This window comes from Aeromonas sp. FDAARGOS 1403, from assembly GCF_019047325.1.
Taxonomy (GTDB): Bacteria; Pseudomonadota; Gammaproteobacteria; order Enterobacterales; family Aeromonadaceae; genus Aeromonas; species Aeromonas dhakensis.
On record NZ_CP077249.1, the window covers coordinates 3777402 to 3796094 of the forward strand.

Below are 18693 nucleotides of genomic sequence, written 5' to 3' on the forward strand. Positions count from 1 at the left end.
GCATTTATTTTCATATATTGAGCCCATTGCTGTTTTTTTATGGAAGAAGCCTCAAGTGCGTGAACGCGAACCCAGCCTGGTCTATGCCTTTCGGCAGTCAACTCCCTACGTCAATGTGCACAGAGGTGCCACCTTCGTGCTGATGATGGGGGGGGAAGCCCTCTGCCACCCCAATTTTGCCAACATCGTCAGCGACATCGCCCTGCTGCAGACCTTGGGCATTCGCCTGGTACTGGTATTCGGCTCCCGCCCGCAAAACGACGAGGCGCTGGCCCGCGCCGGCATCGAGGCCCAGTACCACAAGCGCATCCGGGTCACCGATGACGCGAGCTTCTCCATCATCAAGCAGGTGTGCGGCGGCTTGCAGTACGACATCACCGCCCAGCTCTCCATGGGGCTCGCCAACACACCGATGCAGGGTGCCCGCATCAGCGTGGTGAGCGGCAACTTCGTCACCGCCCAGCCGCTCGGGGTGGATGACGGCATCGATTTTTGCCACAGCGGCCGGGTGCGCCGCATCGACGTGGAGGGGATCACCCGCCAGCTCGATCAGAAGAGCCTGGTGCTCATCTCCCCCATCGGCTGCTCGGTCACCGGCGAGAGCTTCAACCTGAGCTCGGAAGAGGTGGCCCGCCGGGTGGCGGTGGATTTGAAAGCGGACAAACTCATCTGTTTCAGCAGCACCCAGGGGGTGATGGACCGCCACGGCGAAGCCATCTCCGAGCTCTTCCCCGAACAGGCCGAAGAGTTGCTGGTGGAGCTGGAGCAGGCGGGGGAAGAGATGTCCGGCACCGCCCGCTACCTGCGCGCGGCCATCGCCTCCTGCCGCGGCGGCGTGCCTCGCTCCCATCTGGTGAGCTATCAGGATGACGGCGCCATGCTGCAGGAGCTGTTCAGCCGTGACGGCCTCGGCACCCAGATCGTGCGGGAAAGCGCCGAGCAGGCGCGCGCCGCCACCATCGAGGACATCGGCGGCATCCTGGATCTCATCCGCCCGCTGGAGGAAGAAGGGATCCTGGTGCGCCGCTCCCGCGAGCAGCTGGAGATGGAAATAGACAAGTTCACCATCATAGAGCGCGACGGCCTCATCATCGGCTGCGCGGCGCTCTACTGCTTCATGGAAGAGGCGATGGCGGAGATGGCCTGCGTCGCCATCCACCCCGACTATCGCAACTCCAACCGGGGGGATCAGCTGGTGGCCAAGGTGGCCGAGCGGGCCAAGCGGCTCGGCATCCGCCGCCTGTTCGTGCTCACCACCCGCTCCATTCACTGGTTCCGGGAACGGGGCTTCGATCCGCTGGAGGTGGAAGATCTGCCGGTTGAACGCCAGCGCCTCTACAACTGGCAGCGTCGCTCCAAGGTTTTGTCAAAGACCATTGTGTAACTCATTGATTCTGTGTTGAGTTGGCTGACTTTTTTAACTTTTTCACAAACTCGATTGACAGTGCAATCCAACGCAAGGTATTTCTAAATGCACTCCACCGCCCTGGTGGAGCCAGAAGAGGAGCGCTGCCCAGGCAGCCCGAGGGAGGACACCAGTGTCCGGTGAACTTGGGTCAGGGGGAGCAGCGCCGAGACATCTGAGGCAACTGGATACCTCAGTGTCGGCTGCGGGGGCTGAATCCCCCGGGTTGTCATCGGTAGTGGTCATCCCCCACCGCGCCCCGTCAGGGGCGGGTACGGGATGGGCTCTGCGGGTGGAGTGCTTCTGGCCGGGATAGCTTCGATCATTCCTGCCATTTTCAGCCTCCTCCTCTCTTTTTGCCCGATGGAACCGGATTTTCATATTAAGACAGGAGTAAGCAATGAGCCCGATCAATGTCGCCAAGTTTGGCGGAACCAGCGTCGCCAACGCGGCAGCCATGAACAACTGCGCCGACGTGGTGCTGGCCAACCCGGCCACCCGGGTGGTGGTGCTGAGCGCCAGCGCCGGCGTCACCAACCTGCTGGTGGCACTGGCCCAAGGCGATCTGGACGAGGCGGGCCAAGAGGCGCAGCTGACCAGACTGGCCGAGATCCAGCAGGCCATTCTGGCCGACCTTGGCCACCCGGGCGACGTGAGTGCCCAGATCCACGACCAGCTCGACGAGATCCGCACCATGGCGCGCCAGGCACATCTGCGTACCGATGCCGAGCTGGCCGACAGGCTCATCGCCTGCGGCGAGCTGATGTCTACCCGCCTCTTTACCGAGCTGCTGCGCCAGCGCGGCGTCAAAGCCCGCTGGCAAGATGTGCGCCAGCTGCTGCGCACCGACAGCCGCTTTGGCAAGGCCAGCGTGGATCTGGCCGCCACCCGTGACCTCTGCCAGCAGACGCTGGGCCCCCAGCTTGGCGACAGCCTCATCATCACCCAGGGCTTTATCGGTGCCGACGGCGATGGCCGCACCACCACCCTGGGCCGCGGCGGCTCAGACTACAGCGCGGCCCTCCTGGCCGAGGCGCTCGACGCCGGCTCCATCGAGATCTGGACCGACGTGCCCGGCATCTACACCACGGATCCGCGCCTGGTTACCCGCGCCCGCCCCATCCCCGAAATCAGCTTCGTGGAGGCGGCCGAGATGGCCACCTTCGGCGCCAAGGTGCTGCACCCGGCCACCTTGCAGCCGGCGGTACGCCGCGACATCCCGGTGTTTGTCGGCTCTGCCAAGGATCCGGCCGCCGGCGGCACCTGGATCCGCGCCAGCACCCGCACCAATCCGCTGTTTCGCGCCGTGGCCCTGCGCCGCAACCAGGTGCTGGTGACCCTGCACAGCCTCAACATGTTCCACGCCTACGGTTTCCTGGCCGAGGTGTTCGGCATCCTGGCCCGCCACCGCATCTCGGTGGATCTCATCACCACCTCCGAGGTGAGCGTGTCGCTGACCCTGGATCACACTGGCAGCCAAAGCAACGGCGAACCCATCCTCAATGACAAGGTGCTGGCGGAGCTCGGCCAGCTGTGCAAGGTGCAGGTGGAGACAGGGCTGGCGCTGGTGGCGCTCATCGGCAACCGGATGAGCGAGGCGGTCGGGGTGGGCAGTCAGGTCTTTGACGCCATTCGCGAACACAACATTCGCATGATCTGTTACGGCGCCAGCGCCCACAACCTCTGCTTTTTGGTCAAGGAGGACGAGGCGGGCCACATCGTCAACCGCCTCCATCAGGAGCTGCTCGACTAAGGGGCAGACAGCTCACCAGGATCAACAGAGGGGCCGCCGGGCCCCTCTTTCTATATAGGGTGATTTCTGGATAAGGATGAGCGCCCCTAGCCCGCCGTAGTCAGCGCCGGCAGCAGGTTGGCCCGGATCTCCTCGCGCAGCCCTTCCAGCCGGCGCAGCAGCGCCCCCTGATCCAGCCCCGCCTCGTCGGGGCCCAGGTTGTCCGTCAGCTCGGCGTAGTGTTCGGTCACCGCCTGCTCCAGCCAGTCGAGCCGGCGCAGGGTGAGCGGGCCACAGCTCTTGCCGCTGAGATCGTCGGCAATGTCGAGCCGGTGGCTGCGATACATGTCACGCCACCAGTTGGCGGCGAGCGCCTCTTCGCTGGCCAGCGCCGAGCGCCACTCGCCCAAGAGCCCCTGCAAGCGGGCCAGCACCGGCGCACTCGCCCCCTCCCGAGTCAGGTGCTGCAGCTCCCGCTGCGCCCAATTGACGCACAGGCCGCGCCAGTAGCGAAACTGCGGCAGCGGATCCGGCTCGTCTAGCCAGAGGCCAGAGAGGGTGCGGGTCTCCAGCCGCTCCGGTACGTGAAAACCGGGATCGGTGAGGCCGTTGGAGTTGAATTCATGGCGAGGATCGAAGGGCCACATGTAGCCAAAGTCGAACACGCTGATCTGCTGACCGTCATCCAGCAGGTTGCCGGGGCTCGGATCCCAGTCGAACCAGCCCCAGTGGGCCAGCTCCGCCTGCACCGCCAGCATCTGCGCCAGGTTGCGCTCGTTGAGATCATGCACCGGCACGCCCCGCAGCCAGGGGGAGACCAGCACCCCGGCCCGGGCCGAGCCAAAGCTGGTGCAGACCACGTTGGCCAGGATGGTGGGGTGCAACTCCCGCAGGGCCTCTATCTCCCGGCGGCGCTCCAGCTCGGTCAGGAAGGCGGTTCTGCCGTCCACATTGGCCACCAGAGAGTCGTGCCGGCGCCGCTTCAGGCACCAGTGATGTCCCTCCACCTTGAGGTGGAACACCTCGGCGGTGAGGCCGTGACGATAGACCTTGAGCACGGCCGGATGATCCTCCTTGAGACGCACCAGCTGGGCCACCGAGAGGGGACAGTCCTGCTCGCGCCCGATCCGGATCTCCTCCTTGCTCTCCAGCATGCGGAGCAACCTTGCCTGACGTGCCGCTACTTTGGGATTCATACATGTACCTCCATCCATATTGAGAGACTAAGCAGCAAGGCTGGAGCAGACCAGCGGCAAAGCGTCATGATGACGCTTTCATCACAGAATGAGTGTGCCCCCCGGATCGGGATCACAGTTTGCATGGATCCACTGTCACGCAACCTTCATTGTTTGGTCATTAAATTGACAACAAGGAACAAGCCCATCACCATCGGGTCAAATTAAATGCAGCAGCCATGCATCACCGTCACTCGCTCAAAGGATGAGCTCATATGAAAGCCCCCACTTCAGCGCGCTTGCCAGCCAGGGTCTCCGGTCTCCCCGCCCTGCTGCTGGACATGCTGGCCGCGCTGCTGCTGCTGACCCTGTTGCTGCCGCAGATCAATCCCGCCAGCTGGCTCGGCCGGGCCCAGCCGCTGGTGCTGGGGCCGGCGGACAATCCCATCGCCACCCTTACCCGTCACGCCCTACTCTACAAGAGCGACAGCCGCGGTCTCTATCTGGTGGTACGCAGCCAGTGGCAACTGCGGGGGCCGCTGCAGGAGGGGGACAAGGTCAGGGTGGAGCTGCTCAACGACAGGGGCGAGCGCATCGATCAGCTGAGCCAGCCGGTGGACAAGCGCCAACAGTGCCGCAAGGGGCGCTGCACCCTGGATCTCAACAGCACCCTGCGCGCCCCCGACGACGCCCTGGCCAGCCGCTATCAGCTGCGGATCGGCCTGCTGCTCAAGGAGAGGCCCGAGAGCGGCGAGTTCAGCCAGATCCTGCAGACTCTGCCGGAGCGAGGCTTCAACCTCACCTATCTCTGTACCAGTCTGCTGCTGGTGCTGGCCCTGAGTGCCGCCGTGCTGAAGGTGGTGCTGCCCACCCTCAGGCGCAATCTGCGCTGGCGCATCGCCGGCAGCCTGCTGCTCGGCAACCTCACCTTCGTGCTGCTGCACGGCTTCGTGGTGTTCAAGCTAGGGGAATTTCTGCTCTGGTCAGGCTTTCGCCCAGAGCACTACTACCTCGCCTGGGGCAGCATGGTGCTGGGCTGGAGCCTCTGCGCACTGGCGGGGTTCAACCTCTATATGGGGCTGGTGTTCACCGCCCTCTCCGGCATCGGCCTCTTGGCGAATTTCATGAAGATCGCCATCTACGGGGTACCTCTCGGGGGGGACGATCTCGGCAACCTGGTGGCGCTGCTGCGCATCCTGCTGGAGCAGCATCCTGTGCTGCCGCTGCTGGGCGGTGCACTCGCCCTTTTCTTGTGCTGGCGCTTCGCCCTGTCACGCTGGGTGCTGCGCATCGCCGCCGCCACCGCCGCCTTCTTTGCGCTGTGCGTGTTTGCCACCCAGACCGGCAACAAGCTGCTGGGGCCCAACATTCGCTACGTGGACAGAGCGGTCAACTACCACAGGGACATCATCCGCTCGGGGCCCGGCCTCTATCTGTTCAACCTGGTGGACGAGATGTTGCAAAGCGGCAGCGTGTTTCGCTATCCCTTGCAGATCAACGAGTTCACCCCCCAGCTCAGCCACGTCAGCCTGAACCAGCCGCCCCGTTTCGATCTGGTGATCGTGCTGCAATATGAATCCCTCTGGCTCGGCTGGCAGGGCAAGATCTGCGCGCCGCCCCCCACCCTGAGCCTGCCGGCCAGCGTGCAGCAGTGGCACAAGACCATCCACTCCCCCACCACCGGCGGCATGACGGTACTGGCGGAGTTCGAGATGAACACCGGTCTGCCGGTGGGGCTGCTCAAGCAGGGGGTGGTGCCCTACTACTACCTCTCGGAGCAGGTGCCTGGCCTGGCGCAGAGTGCGAAGCAAAGTGGCTACCGGACCCTGTTTGCCCACCCCTATGTGGAGAAGTTCTGGGGCCGTGCCAAGGCGATCCCGGCCCTTGGCTATGAGGAGCGCTGGTTCGACAACCGTTTCACCACGCTCGAGCATAAGGGGCTCTATATCTCGGATGATGCGTTGATCGACCACCTGCTCAAGCGCAGCGAGCAGGATGAGCAGCCGCTGTTCGCCTACGCGGTCACCATGCAGGGGCACGGCCCCTTCGACGGGGATCGCTACCAGGCCCAGCAGCTCGACAAGGCCTGCCCGGATCAGAGCGAGGCCGATCGCCAGCTGCTCAACACCTACTACACCGGCGTGGTGGATGCCATGGCATCGCTTGAGCATCTGCTGACCAGCCTGGATCGCTCAGGCAAACGCTACCTGGTGGTGGCTTTTGGCGATCACCAACCATTCCTGATGTCGGCCGGCAAGGGCATCCACGGTGACAAGCCACCCCGCGATGCCAGCTACCAGATCCCCATGATGGCCTTTGCCCGCGCCGATGACGCCCTCAATCTGACGACCCAGTTCGACCCGGTGCGCCAGCTCTATCAGATGGGCCAGGCCACCCGTCAGCTGCTGGCGGGCGACATGACCCCTCTCCCGGATCAGGCCCTGCTTCATCCGGTGCTGGGAGAGGAGAAGGGATTCGACGTCTCACCCCTGGTGCCGCAGATCCGCGCCAGCTTCCGGCCCGACGCCCTGCCTTGAGCCCCGTAGCGACGGAATAGATGACAAAGAGGTCGCCCAGGCGACCTCTTTGTCTATGTGCCGATGCGACTATGGCAGCCGGAGAGGGCTCACTCGCCGAGCCAGGGCTCGCACAGGGTGAGACGCTGGGCATCGAGATCCAGTTCGGCCTCGATGCCAAGGGGCAGCGTCAGCATGGGGTGGGTGTGGGCGCAGTCATACTCCGCCAGAATGGGGAAGGTCGGCTCCCCCACCACCTCCAGCAGGATGTCGAGCGGCCGCCGGCCGCTGCCCTGACTGTCGAACAGCTCGTGTTTGCCGAGCACCAGGGCACCGATGCGATCAAACACCCCGCACAGCTTGAGGTGGGCAAACGAGCGCTCCACCGTCTCTGCCAGATGAAGGCTGTCTTCCAGCAGCAGAATGTCCCCTTGCTCGATGGCCGGCATATAGGGGGAGCCCCAGATCCCCGCCAGGGTGTTGAGGTTGCCGCCGATAAGCCGGCCCCGCACCCGACCTGTGCCCACCGAGATCAGCCGGTTTGGCCGGCACTGCTTGGCCCGACTCTGCTGCTCCCAGTCAAGCCGCTCCTCGGTCCATTGCGCCGGGGTCGGCACTGTGTGAGGCACGGCGGCGCCACTGGCCTGGCAGATCTGGCGAAAACCCGCCAGGGTCTCGTCCACCAGCGGCGAGAGCTCGCCAAAAGAGGCCACCAGCGCCGGTCCGTAGAAGGTGACCAGGCCGGTGCGGGCATGAATGCCGAGCAGCAGGGCCGTCACGTCGGAGTAGCCAATGATGATTTTGGGGTCGCGCATGAGCGCATCAAAATCGAGATAGGGCAGCAGGGAGTTGGAGTTGCTGCCGCCAATCACCGACATGATGCAGCGCACCTCTGGATCGCGAATGAGGGCATTGAGCTCGGCAGCCCGGGCGGCGATGGAGCCGGAGCGCCAGTGATCGCGCTGGCCGGTGAGGCTGCCCGCCTTGAGTCTGAAGCCCTGCCCTTCCAGAAACGCCCCGGCACGGGCAAAGCGGTTTGGCGCCCAGGCGGTGGCCGCACTGGAGGGGGAGAAAAAGCCGATGGTATCGCCGGGCTTGAGCCCCGGCGGCTTGAGTATCGTCATCGCAAACGGTCCTGTTCCAGATCTGGCCATCCAGGGCATGGCATCCACAAGAAAGGACTCATAATAGCCATTAGATGGCCATCAAGGCACCAAGAAAAGATGGCTGTTCAGGTAATAACCGACGCCACCCGGCTGGTGATCACGAAGTCGAGACCCGCATGGGAGATAGCGCGGCTCACTTGCCCGCCGGCTGAACCCAGAAGCGACGCCCCCATGCCTGGCTTATCTCGTCAAAGGAGCCATCGCGGTGCATCTGCTCCAGCGCCGCCCGCAGGCCTTCGATAATGACGGCATCCGTGTTGCGGCTGAAGGCAAAATAGAACGACTTGGTCTCCTGAAACTCAAACATGGGGACAAACTCCGAGTAGTGATGGCCCAAGGTCTCTATGTGGTAGGCGGCCCCCATCTGCATGGCTGGCGCGACGTCGGCCCTGCCGCGCAGCAGCATGCGAAACTTGTCGTCTTCGTCGTGCACCAGCACCAGATTGAGCCCTTTCTCCGCCAGCTCGATGGCCAGCGCCGAGTCGCGTACCACCGCGATCCGCCAGGGGGCTAGGTCAGCCAGCTGATGGCCCACCACATCGTCGCGTTTTGCCAGGCGATACACCCAGGTGACGCGAGGCCCGATAGGGCCGACCCAATGAAAGAGCGCCTCGCGCTCGGGCAGCCTTATCATGCTGAAGATGACGGTATTGGGGTCATATTGCGCCATCTGATAGGCCCGCGCCCAGGGCAGGAGCTGGATGCCCTTGCGGTCGAGCTCGATGCCGCTGACCTCCAGCATTCGCTTGAGCAGATCCACCGACAGCCCCGTTACCTGGCCGTCCTTGTCCCGATAGTTGTATGGGGGGAGCTCCTCCGTCACCGCCTGAATGGTGGCCCCCATGGCGCTCCCCAGCCAGCACCACAACAATACCCAGCGCAGAATATGGAGCATGATTGCACCCTCGAGCTGACTCTCTTGCCATGAGTATGATGGACGCGAACAACACAATACAGGCAGGCGGACAGGTACATGTCAGGGCGCTGGCATCCCCCATCCGCTGGGAAGAGCGCAATAAAAAACCGGCAGCAGGTTGCCGGTTTTTTCATGGCATCAAGGCGTCAGACCAACACGGCGGTCCCGCTGATGCTGACCATCAGCATGCTGCCGCTTTGCCCCACCACCTCGTAGTCGATGTCGATGCCGACCACCGCATTGGCACCCAGCGCCGCGGCGCGCTCCCTGAGCTCGTCGAAGGCGATTTCCCGGGCCCGGGCCAGCTCTTTCTCATAGGCGCCGGCGCGGCCGCCGATGATGTCGCGGATCCCGGCAAACAGATCCTTGAACACGTTGGCGCCAAGAATGGCTTCACCCACCACGATGCCGCGGTACTCGCGAATGGTCTTGCCTTCCAGGGTGGGGGTAGTTGAGAGGATCATCTGGGTTTCCTTGTGGATTGAACTGGGGGACAGCCTAAAGCAGCCAAGGGGGCGCAGGCAAGCAGGGAGACCCGGTTCGCCCCTGGCGGAGCATGGCGGCGCGGGCCTGCCAGCACGGATCCCGTGCGCGTCGACGACGTGGCACCTGTCCATATTCAACGACGAAAGGCGACATCGAGCAGTCGCATGGCCTGCTCCGACAGCCCCTTTCATTAGCCGATCCGGCTCAAACATCAAGTGATAAAAGTGTCAGTTGTGGCCCATTTTGCCTTTCCCTAGGGTGAGTCTGTCCCGGCCATGGACCGGAGACAGACCCACTTCTCACGAGGAGAGCAGCATGATGCAGCAGGATACCCGACTACCTCACCCCACCCTCGCACCGGGGGTATGTTCCCCCGCCAGCCAGCTCGCCGACACCGCTATGGAGACCAAGTCATGACCACGATCGCCACCCTGGATCTGGGGGATCAGGGTCTGCTGGCAACCTACCTGTCGGCGACCTCGCCCGCCCTGCTCAACCAGACCTATGCGAACTTGTTGTTGATGCAGCAGTCATTGGCCAACAGCGAGATCGACTCCACCCTCGCGGTCAAAATCGAGGCCTACCAGGCCCAGATGATGAGTCAGGCACGCTACTACCAGCAGACCAACCTGTCCGGCCTCATCCACCTGCTGAGCAACGGCTCCAACTTCTACGCCCTGGTCGCCGCGTTCAATCGCCTGCTTGGCCAGGAAGAAGACGCCGCCGTGCTCGCGGGGCGCGCCCGGCTGGCCGAGCAGCTGACGTCCCTCGCCGATCAGGCCCTGAGCTATCGGCTCAATGCCCAGGCACTCAATACCCGCGTGCAGGTGGCCTGGGGATCCCTGCGCCCCCTGATGGAGCAGTTCAATGGCGTCATCACCCAGCTCGAGCAGGATCTGATGGCCGACGCCAAGCGCCAGACCGAGATCATTGATGCCCTCAACCAGGCGATTGCCGCCAATATCCAGGCCATCGTCGATGAGGGTGGCAAGGCCGGTGAAGGGGTCAACCAGCTGGGGCGGGCCATCGTCACCTCGCTGACGCTGGAACAGAAACCGGCCGACAAGGAGGCCAAACCCGCCACGTCGCAGGAGATAGCCAAACAGACAGACCAGCAGACCCAGTACATGGTCTCCGGTCTCAAGGCGATCTCATCGGGCATTGCCGGCTCCAGCCTGGCGGCCCGCGAGCTCAAGACCAACACCGACAAACTGGCCGAGGCCTACCAGGCGCTGGCCGCCACCAACACCCTGCTGAGCGTGGCCAAGTCGGTGCAGGCGCAAAACCAGCTGTTTGTCGACACCTACAGCCGGGTTGCCGATGCCGTCACCCAGCTGCCTGCTGGCTGGCAGAAGGTGGCCGATGCCTACCAAGGGGCGGTGCCCGTGGTAGCCGACCTCAACAGCCCCGACGATGTGCGTCAGCTGCGACGCACCGTGGCGCTCAACACCCAGTCCTGGCTGCTGCTCGCGGGCCAGGTTGACGACATCAAGGCAGCCTACGCCGGCAACGGCATCCTGCCCGACGCTTAATCCCACCACGCAAGGACAAGCAAAATGACCAACGCAACAACCATCACCATGGACCAGGGGATGGCCAACCAGGCTTCCCAGGCCCTGCAGATCCAGACCTACTGCAACAGCGTCAAGCAGCAGGTGCCGGTGGACTTCAGCCAGTTCCCGAACCTCAAGGACAACCAGACCCAGATCAACCAGGGGCTCGATCTGGCGAAGGGGCACGCCGACCTCTATCTCAATACCGTCCAGCCGCAGATCATCACCAACATCAGCAACATCTCCAACTACTTTGCCCTGCAAAACGCCATTCCGGCCGTGCTGCCGCCCGGCTCCACCAAGGCGCAATGGCTCAGGCAGCTGAGCGTCATCAAGGAGCAGGCCACCGAGTATCAACGGCTCTCCGCCGACACCCGGCTGGTGATCGTCAATCTCAACAACAACCTCATCACCGACTCCAGCAACTTCCAGGGCATAGTGGTAAACCTCAACAGCAAGGTGCAGGGGGACAACGGGGTGCTCGCCCAGCTCAACGGTGACATCGACAAGGTGAACGCAGCCATCGACGGCGCCATCGCCGGCATCGTCGCCGGGGGGCTGCTGGTGATTGGCGGCGCCTTCGTCACCGCCATCGGCGCCGTGGCGGACTTTGTCACCGCCGGCACCTCGACCCCGGTGGTCATCGGCGGGGTCGCCATGATGGTGGCCGGGGCCGGCGGCATCACGGCTGGCGCCATCGTGCTGCACAACTCCCTCGGTACCCGCCAGGATCTGTACCAGAAACGCAGCAACCTCAACAGCGAGGTGCTGATCGCCACCCAGATCGGCAACGGCTACAAGGGGCTGCAGGTGCAGGCGCAAAACGCCGTCACCGCGGCCACCCAGATGAGCAACGCCTGGGACTCCCTCACCTCCGATCTGGGCAGCCTGATCACCGATCTGGACAAGGGGATCACCAGCGGTGACGACATCCGCCAGCTCTGGCTGACCGCCGCCGACACCACGGTCAAGACGGTGCTCACCGACGTGACCACCATCAAGGCCCAGATGGCCGGCGTGAGCCCGCTGCAAGTGCCGCAGACCGACACCATCGCCAACTTCGTCGCGCGCCTGGCCGCCTAACCCACGGGAGGGCGGCCTGGCCGCCCTCTTTCATAAGGAGACCCCATGAGCAACGGCATTCTTTCCCAATCCATTGCCAACATGCAGCAGGCCGAAGCGACCATTCAGTCCTTCACCGGGCTGCCGCAAAACGCCGTCAACATCCAGCAGAACGTCGGTGAGGTGGTCGCGGCCCTGCTGCCCCAGGTGCAAACCATGCAGCAGCAGGTGCTGGCGTTTGCTGGCCGCCTGGAGACGCAACTGACCCAGCAGCTGGCCAATAGCGGCCCCTTCAACCCCGACGCCCTCAAGGCGTTTGTCGATCAGGTCCAGCAGGAGATAACCCCCATCCAGACCCTGACCGCCCAGGCCCTGACTGCCAGCCAGGCGGCCAACGATCGCATCACGCAGGACAACATAGCGTTGCAGCGGATCGGCGTGGAGCTGCAGGCCACCATCGCCGGGCTGCAGTCCAACCTGGCCGGCGCCCGGCAGGAGCTGGACTCCCTCAACAAGAAGAAGCTCTACCTGCTGGGGCTGGGACTGCTGGGGCTGCCTGGCCTCATCGCCCTGGCCGTCACCCTGACGCAGACCCAGAACAAGGTGAGCAGTCTGGAGGGACAGGTGAACCAGATTGAGGGGCAGATCCAGCGCCAGCAGGGCTTCCTCGGCCAGACGACGGCGTTTTCCCAGCAATTTGGCTCCCTCATCGATCGGGTGAGCAAGGTGGGCAACACCATCACCCTGCTCGGCGGCGACATTGCCAACGTCGCCCGCGATGCCGGGCAAGGGGATCCGGAACTGGCGCGGCTCTTCTTCACCGCCGCCCTCACCGAGGTGCGCACCCTGCAGGTGGACGCCTCCTGATACGACCGCAACAAAAAAGGAGAGGCCAAGGCCTCTCCTTTTTCATGGTGCGCGGGACCATTGTCGCCCCGCCACGTTTGCCCCAGGCTGCTTAGTGCAGCTTCAGGGTCGGGCGCAGCACCCGGTTGATGCGGCCCACCAGCATGATGAGGCCGGTCTTGATGTAGCCGTGCAGGGCGATCTGGTGCATCCGGTAGAGCGAGATGTAGACCAGACGGGCGATGTAACCCTCTACCATCATGGAACCGCGCATCAGGTTGCCCATCAGGCTGCCCACGGTGGAGAAGCGACTCAGGGACACCAGCGAACCGTGGTCGTGGTAGAGGTAGGGCTTGAGCTCGCCGCCGTTCATCTTGGCCAGGATGTTCTTGAACGCCTGGGTCGCCATCTGGTGGGCGGACTGGGCGCGCGGCGGCACGAACTTGCCATCCGGCTGCGGGCAGGCAGCGCAGTCACCGATGACGAAGATGTTCTCGTCGCGGGTGGTCTGCAGGGTCTCTTTCACCACCAGCTGGTTGATGCGGTTGGTCTCAAGACCGGCGATATCCTTCATGAAGTCCGGCGCCTTGATACCGGCCGCCCACACCATCAGATCCGCTTCAATCAGCTCGCCATCCTTGGTGTGCAGACCATCGCTGGTCGCTTCGGTGATCATGGTGGCGGTACGCACGTCCACGCCGAGCTTGACCAGCTCCTGATGGGCGGCACCACTGATGCGCTCCGGCAGGGCCGGCAGGATGCGGGGGCCCGCCTCCACCAGGGTCACCTTCAGGCTGTCGGTGGTCAGGTTCTTGAAGCCGTAGGCGTAGAGCTGCTCCACCGCGTTGTAGAGCTCGGCAGAGAGCTCGACGCCGGTGGCGCCACCGCCGACGATGGCAATCTTCACCTTGTCGCCCGGCTGGTATTCGGTGGCGAACTGCAGGAAGCGGTTCATCATGCTGTTGTGGAAGCGGTGCGCCTGGGAGGGGCTGTCCAAGAAGATGCAGTGATCCTTGATGCCCTTGGTGTTGAAGTCGTTGGAGACGGAACCGATGGCCATCACCAGGTAGTCGTAGGGCAGCTCGCGCTCGTTGACCACGATGTCGCCGTTCTCGTCGACGATCTTCGCCAGCACGATGCGTTTCTCGTCGCGCTTGATGTCGGTGAGGGTCCCGAGCTGGAAGTCGAAGCCGTGGTTCTTGGCGTGGGACTGGTAGCTCAGGGCGTCGATGCCCGCGTCCATGGAGCCGGTGGCCACTTCGTGCAACAGGGGTTTCCACAGGTGGGTACGGTTGCGATCAACCAGGGTGATCTTGGCCTTGTTCTTCTTGCCCAGCTTGCGGCCCAGGCTGGTAGCCAGCTCCAGACCGCCGGCACCGCCGCCGACGACAACAATATTGGTCATGGTTAATTACCTCGGTTCCATTAAAGCGAAGGGAGCCATCGGCTCCCTTGATAGTTGAATCCATGACGTGACGATCAATCAGGCTTCTTTGAAAGCCTTCATCTGCTGCAGGTGATGAGAGATGTTCTTGAACTTGTGCGTCTCTCGTTCATCCCACACGATGTTGTAATAATTCTTCAATTCACGCTCAGTTTCGCCATTATCGCGCACTTCATCCTGAACGGAAAGGATGCAGAGGCAATTTCCTGAATTTTTACTACGAAACTCAGACACACATTTGGTGCCGATATCTTCGTACTCTTCCGGCCGGTCGATCTTGCCCTGCATGTTGATCTCGGGGTGCAGGTTGGGGTTGAAGATCACCTGCTTGATGCCGCACAGAAAGCCGATGCGCTCGCTCCAGTAGCCACCCAGTCCCACCCCGCAGATGAGGGGCTTGGGATCGGTACTCATGTCGAGCTGCTTCTTCACTTCCTTGAGCAGGTGGCTCATGTCGTGACGGGGGTGAACCGTGCTGTAGTGCACGAAACGTACATCATCATCGATAAACTGCAACTGCAGCACTTTCTCGTGATTGCCGGGGCTGGTGGCATCGAAGCCATGCAGATAGATGATCATGGATAAGACCTCAGGATCTGTGTCGGTTTTATCGAAACTACCCCAGCGGCAGGGCCCTGCGCCACCAAAACATCCAACTTTCTTGCTTTGGATCACGCCCTCTGTTGCTGATGAAACCAGAGCGGCTGGGCCGGCACAGCGCCGGCTATCAATCTGAGAGCCAGACCGACCGAAATGATAACCGGGCTACCAATCTGACAGCCCTCCCCCGCCCGCAGGAAAACGATTGGCAGCCATCGATGCTGTCAAGCGTGATCCCGCCTGCAAAAATGCGCATGAACAGGGCCAACAGACCCCCATGCATGCCGACCGAGCACGGTTCCTGCACTCCCCCTGTGATGCAGCGCGAAGGCGACCTTCGTCTGCGTGGCCGGATCCTGGGCGACCCGGTCCCCATCCATGAACGGGACAGCCAGCCTGCCCCATCTTGCCCGGCCCTTGCCGCCGGGTCGCAAGGAGTGATCTGTTCATGCACCAGACCCAGCCCCCCGGGGCGGCCAAGGGCCGCGCCATCGACGAAGTGGAGCGCCTGCTCCCCCCTGGCCAGCTCTTTACCCTCGGCCTGCAGCATGTGCTGGTGATGTATGCCGGCGCCGTGGCGGTGCCGCTGGTCATCGGCGGCAGCCTGGGACTGCCCAAGGATCAAATTTCGTATCTCATCAGTTCGGATCTCTTCTGCTGCGGCATCGTCACCCTGCTGCAGTGCCTCGGCATCGGCCGCTTCGCCGGGATCCGCCTGCCGGTCATCATGTCGGTCACCTTCGCCGCCGTCATGCCCATGCTGGCCATCGGCGCCAACCCGGCGCTGGGGCTGACCGGCATCTTTGGCGCCACCATCGCCGCCGGCATCCTCTCCACCCTGCTGGTGCCGCTCATCGGCCGCTTGATGCCACTCTTCCCCACCGTGGTGACCGGGGTGGTGATCACCTCCATCGGCATCAGCATCATGCAGGTAGGCATCGACTGGATGGCGGGGGGCAAGGGCAACCCCGAGTACGGCAGCCTGCGCTACATCGGCACCAGCTTTCTGGTGCTGGCCTTCATCCTGCTGGTGACCCGCTTCACCAAGGGCTTTTTCAGCAACATCTCGGTACTGCTCGGCATCCTGTTCGGCTTCGGGGTGGCCATCGCCATGGGGGAAGTGAGCCTGGACGGCCTGAGTGAAGCGGCCTGGTTCGCCCCCATAGTGCCGTTCGCCTTCGGCTGGCCCACCTTCGATCCCATCTCCATCGCCACCCTCACCGTCATCATGCTGATCACCTTCATCGAGTCGATGGGGATGTTTCTGGCGCTCGGCGACATCGTCGGCCACCCCGCCAGCCGGGGCGACATAGTGCGCGGCCTGCGGGTGGATGGCATCGGCACCATCATAGGCGGCATCTTCAACAGCTTCCCCCACACCTCGTTTTCCCAGAACATAGGGCTGGTGAGCGTGACCGGGGTGTCGAGCCGCTGGGTCTGCGTCATGTCGGGGGGGATCCTGCTCGCCTTCGGGCTGGTGCCCAAGATGTCGGTGCTGGTCGCCTCCATCCCTCCCTTCGTGCTGGGCGGCGCCGGCATAGTCATGTTCGGCATGGTGCTGGCAACCGGCATCCGCATCCTGGCCAGGGCCGACTACAACAGCAATCGCCACAACCTCTACATCGTCGCCATCAGCTTAGGGATAGGCATGATCCCCACAGTCTCCGGCGCCTTCTTCCAGCACTTCCCTGCCGCCCTGCAGCCGCTGTTTCACAGTGGCATCCTCTTGGCCACCCTCAGCTCGGTGCTGCTCAACCTCTTTTTCAACGGCTACCAGCCAGATCTGCGCCACCAACCGAGGCCCCTGCTGGTGGGGCCGGTGCGCCCTCCCGTTCAGCCGCAGCCAGGCAAACCCGCCCCATAAAAAAACCGCCGGACAGCATGGCTGCCCGGCGGTTCCATTCAGCAAGCCAGTGTTAACCGCGGGTCTGGGCGAAGCGCTCCACCGCCGCTTCCACCAGCGCCAGGCTCCCCTGCCAGAAGGCGGGCTCGCGAATGTCCTCCCCCAGGTGCTTGGCCACCAGCTCTTCTGCGCTCATGCGGCCGGTATCGCGCAGCAGGTCGCGGTAGGCCTGGGCCACATTCTGTTCTCCCGCCTTCTGGCGATGCATCAGCTGCTGATAGACGCCGAGGCTGAACAGATAGCCGAACAGGTAGGGGTAGTTGTAAAAGCCAAACCCGGCGATGGAGAAGTGCGCCTTGGCCGCCCAGAACAGGGGGTGATAGCGGCACAGACTCTGCTCGTACCAGCGGCCCCAGGCCTCGTCGGTCAGCGCCTTGAGCCGGGCCGGCGAGACATAGCCAGACGCCCGTTCCGCCACCAGGGCGCGCTCGAAATCGAAGCGGGCCGGGATGTTGACCAGGAAGGTGGCGGCGCCATCGGCTTCGGCCCAGGCGATGGCCTGCTGCTCTTCCGAGCTTTGCGCCTGCTCGAACAGGGCGCTGCGTACCAGGGTTTCGGCGAAGATGGAGGCGGTCTCCGCCAGCGTCATGGGGTAACGACGCTGGCTCATGGGCAGATCGCGAATGAGCCAGTTGTGCCAGGCGTGGCCCAGCTCGTGAGCGAGCGTGATGACGTTGTCCATGGTGCCGGCATAGGTGATGAAGACCCGCGGCTCCACCGGCTCGGCAAACTTGGTGCAGTAGGCCCCGGTGCGCCGGTTGGGGGTGGGCGCAGCATCGATCCACCCCTTCTCGGCCATCATGCGGGCAAACTCGCCCATCTCGGGATCAAAACGAGAGAACGCCTCGGCGATGATCTCGATCGCCTCCTCGAACGGGATCTCGCGGCTCACCGCGGCCGGCGGCGGGGCAAACAAATCCTCCGGCCCCAGCTCCTCGATGCCGAGGCGCTCGGCCATCAGCCCCAGCGCCCGCTGACCCAGCCCGCGTGCGCGCCAGGTCTCCTGCATCAGGGTATCCAGGGTCGCCCGCTCGATGTGGCTCTGGTGACAGGAGAGGTCGAGCGCATCGAGCTGGCGGCTGCGGCCGCGCTGGCGCGAAAGCTCAAGCCGCCAGCCATTGAGGGCGTTCAAGATGGCGGCCACCGTCTCCTGCTCCCCCTCCCAGCCGGCACTGATGGCATCGAACGCTTCCCGGCGCAGGGCCCGCAGCGGGCTGGAGAGCAGGTTGCTCGCCTCGGCCAGCCCCATCTCGCGGCCATCGATCAGCAGCCGGATCTTGCCCACCAGATCGTTGTAGAGATTGCCCCAGGCGTGCAAGCCGTCGGTGCCAAGGCCGATCACCAGCTGCTCCGCCTCCACCGGCAGGCGCTGATCCTGCAAGAGGCGCTCGTGGCGCAGCCGGTACGCCTCCTCCCCCAGCAGGGAGTCAGCCATCAGCTGTTCAAATTCGGGTTCCGGCAGGGCCAGCATCAGATCCTCGACCGGCGCCAGGGTCTTGAACAGATCGGCATTGAGGGCGCGGGCACGGGAGGCCAGCTGCTTGGCCAGCTCGTCGCGGGCATCCTGACTGCCACGGCAGGCCGCCAGCACGGCCAGGTTCCAGCCAATGTTGTGAATGTCCCGAGTCCGCAGCCGCACCTCGCGCAGGAAATCCTGCAGCGCCTGCGCATTGGCCCGGGCGGCGCCAAGCCCCTCGATAAACTGGCCGAGCTCGTCCAGACTGGCGCGCGCCAGGGCGAGATCCGCGCTCACCTGCGGGCAGTCGAGGGCGGGATAGATATGCTGGTTTTGCCACTGTTGTGGGTAGATTCGTTGCTGCATCAAACGCTCGTCATCAGGTTGCGGGGCCGGGCCCCGTTGAATGCGCGTGGCGAGCCACAGGCCCGCC

At 63.7% G+C, this 18693-nt stretch carries 14 protein-coding genes and 1 riboswitch; of the genes, 7 read left to right on the top strand and 7 right to left on the bottom strand.

What is annotated here, in order from left to right; all coding sequences use genetic code 11:
* Positions 1-55: 55 nt before the first annotated feature.
* Together argA and lysC are read left to right on the top strand one after the other, a co-directional pair.
* Entirely contained in the window at positions 56-1384 is a 1329-nt protein-coding gene (gene argA, locus I6L33_RS17475) for an amino-acid N-acetyltransferase (RefSeq protein ID WP_216973013.1), read from the top strand.
* 107 nt (positions 1385-1491) lie between these two features.
* Positions 1492-1716, top strand: a riboswitch (Lysine riboswitch).
* 89 nt (positions 1717-1805) lie between these two features.
* Positions 1806-3158 carry a lysine-sensitive aspartokinase 3 gene (gene lysC / locus I6L33_RS17480; protein ID WP_005302086.1) on the top strand — a complete coding sequence of 451 codons (1353 nt, stop codon included), beginning with the start codon at positions 1806-1808 and terminating at the stop codon, positions 3156-3158.
* 86 nt (positions 3159-3244) lie between these two features.
* Here the strand turns inward: lysC and I6L33_RS17485 are convergent, their stop codons facing one another.
* A complete protein-coding gene (locus tag I6L33_RS17485) occupies positions 3245-4333 on the bottom strand; it encodes a hypothetical protein (protein ID WP_017778857.1) in 1089 nt (362 codons plus the stop codon).
* A 254-nt stretch (positions 4334-4587) separates the two neighbouring features.
* Here I6L33_RS17485 and I6L33_RS17490 point away from each other — a divergent pair, with 254 nt between their 5' ends.
* Positions 4588-6849 carry an LTA synthase family protein gene (locus I6L33_RS17490; protein ID WP_216973014.1) on the top strand — a complete coding sequence of 754 codons (2262 nt, stop codon included), beginning with the start codon at positions 4588-4590 and terminating at the stop codon, positions 6847-6849.
* A gap of 89 nt (positions 6850-6938) precedes the next feature.
* On the opposite strand, the gene I6L33_RS17495 is transcribed toward I6L33_RS17490, so the two are convergent.
* The 3 genes from I6L33_RS17495 to I6L33_RS17505 form a co-directional block, all read right to left on the bottom strand.
* The gene (locus tag I6L33_RS17495; protein ID WP_017778855.1) at positions 6939-7952 is read right to left on the bottom strand and encodes a S66 peptidase family protein; all 1014 of its coding nucleotides are present in this window, start codon (positions 7950-7952) and stop codon (positions 6939-6941) included.
* 175 nt (positions 7953-8127) lie between these two features.
* Positions 8128-8889, bottom strand: a complete 762-nt coding sequence (locus I6L33_RS17500) for an ABC transporter substrate-binding protein (RefSeq protein WP_026141255.1) — start codon at positions 8887-8889, stop codon at positions 8128-8130.
* A 167-nt stretch (positions 8890-9056) separates the two neighbouring features.
* The gene (locus tag I6L33_RS17505) at positions 9057-9374 is read right to left on the bottom strand and encodes a heavy metal-binding domain-containing protein (protein WP_005302101.1); all 318 of its coding nucleotides are present in this window, start codon (positions 9372-9374) and stop codon (positions 9057-9059) included.
* Positions 9375-9809: 435 nt separating this feature from the next.
* Here I6L33_RS17505 and I6L33_RS17510 point away from each other — a divergent pair, with 435 nt between their 5' ends.
* From I6L33_RS17510 to I6L33_RS17520, 3 genes are read left to right on the top strand one after another with little or no spacing between them, the layout of a single operon-like run.
* Complete coding sequence (locus I6L33_RS17510) at positions 9810-10928, top strand: alpha-helical pore-forming toxin family protein (protein ID WP_216973015.1); 1119 nt, start codon at positions 9810-9812, stop codon at positions 10926-10928.
* Positions 10929-10952: 24 nt separating this feature from the next.
* Positions 10953-12032: an HBL/NHE enterotoxin family protein gene (locus tag I6L33_RS17515; RefSeq protein ID WP_010633675.1), complete on the top strand. Its 1080-nt coding sequence runs from the start codon at positions 10953-10955 to the stop codon at positions 12030-12032.
* A gap of 45 nt (positions 12033-12077) precedes the next feature.
* A complete protein-coding gene (locus I6L33_RS17520; RefSeq protein ID WP_216973016.1) occupies positions 12078-12878 on the top strand; it encodes a hypothetical protein in 801 nt (266 codons plus the stop codon).
* 91 nt (positions 12879-12969) lie between these two features.
* Here I6L33_RS17520 and I6L33_RS17525 read toward each other — a convergent pair whose 3' ends face one another.
* A complete protein-coding gene (locus I6L33_RS17525) occupies positions 12970-14262 on the bottom strand; it encodes an NAD(P)/FAD-dependent oxidoreductase (protein WP_017764243.1) in 1293 nt (430 codons plus the stop codon).
* Positions 14263-14340: 78 nt separating this feature from the next.
* Complete coding sequence (gene ycfP, locus I6L33_RS17530) at positions 14341-14880, bottom strand: alpha/beta hydrolase YcfP (protein WP_005302119.1); 540 nt, start codon at positions 14878-14880, stop codon at positions 14341-14343.
* Positions 14881-15349: 469 nt separating this feature from the next.
* Here ycfP and I6L33_RS17535 point away from each other — a divergent pair, with 469 nt between their 5' ends.
* Entirely contained in the window at positions 15350-16765 is a 1416-nt protein-coding gene (locus I6L33_RS17535; RefSeq protein WP_216973017.1) for a nucleobase:cation symporter-2 family protein, read from the top strand.
* 52 nt (positions 16766-16817) lie between these two features.
* On the opposite strand, the gene I6L33_RS17540 is transcribed toward I6L33_RS17535, so the two are convergent.
* Positions 16818-18626, bottom strand: a complete 1809-nt coding sequence (locus I6L33_RS17540) for a M3 family oligoendopeptidase (protein WP_216973018.1) — start codon at positions 18624-18626, stop codon at positions 16818-16820.
* Positions 18627-18693 lie beyond the last annotated feature (67 nt).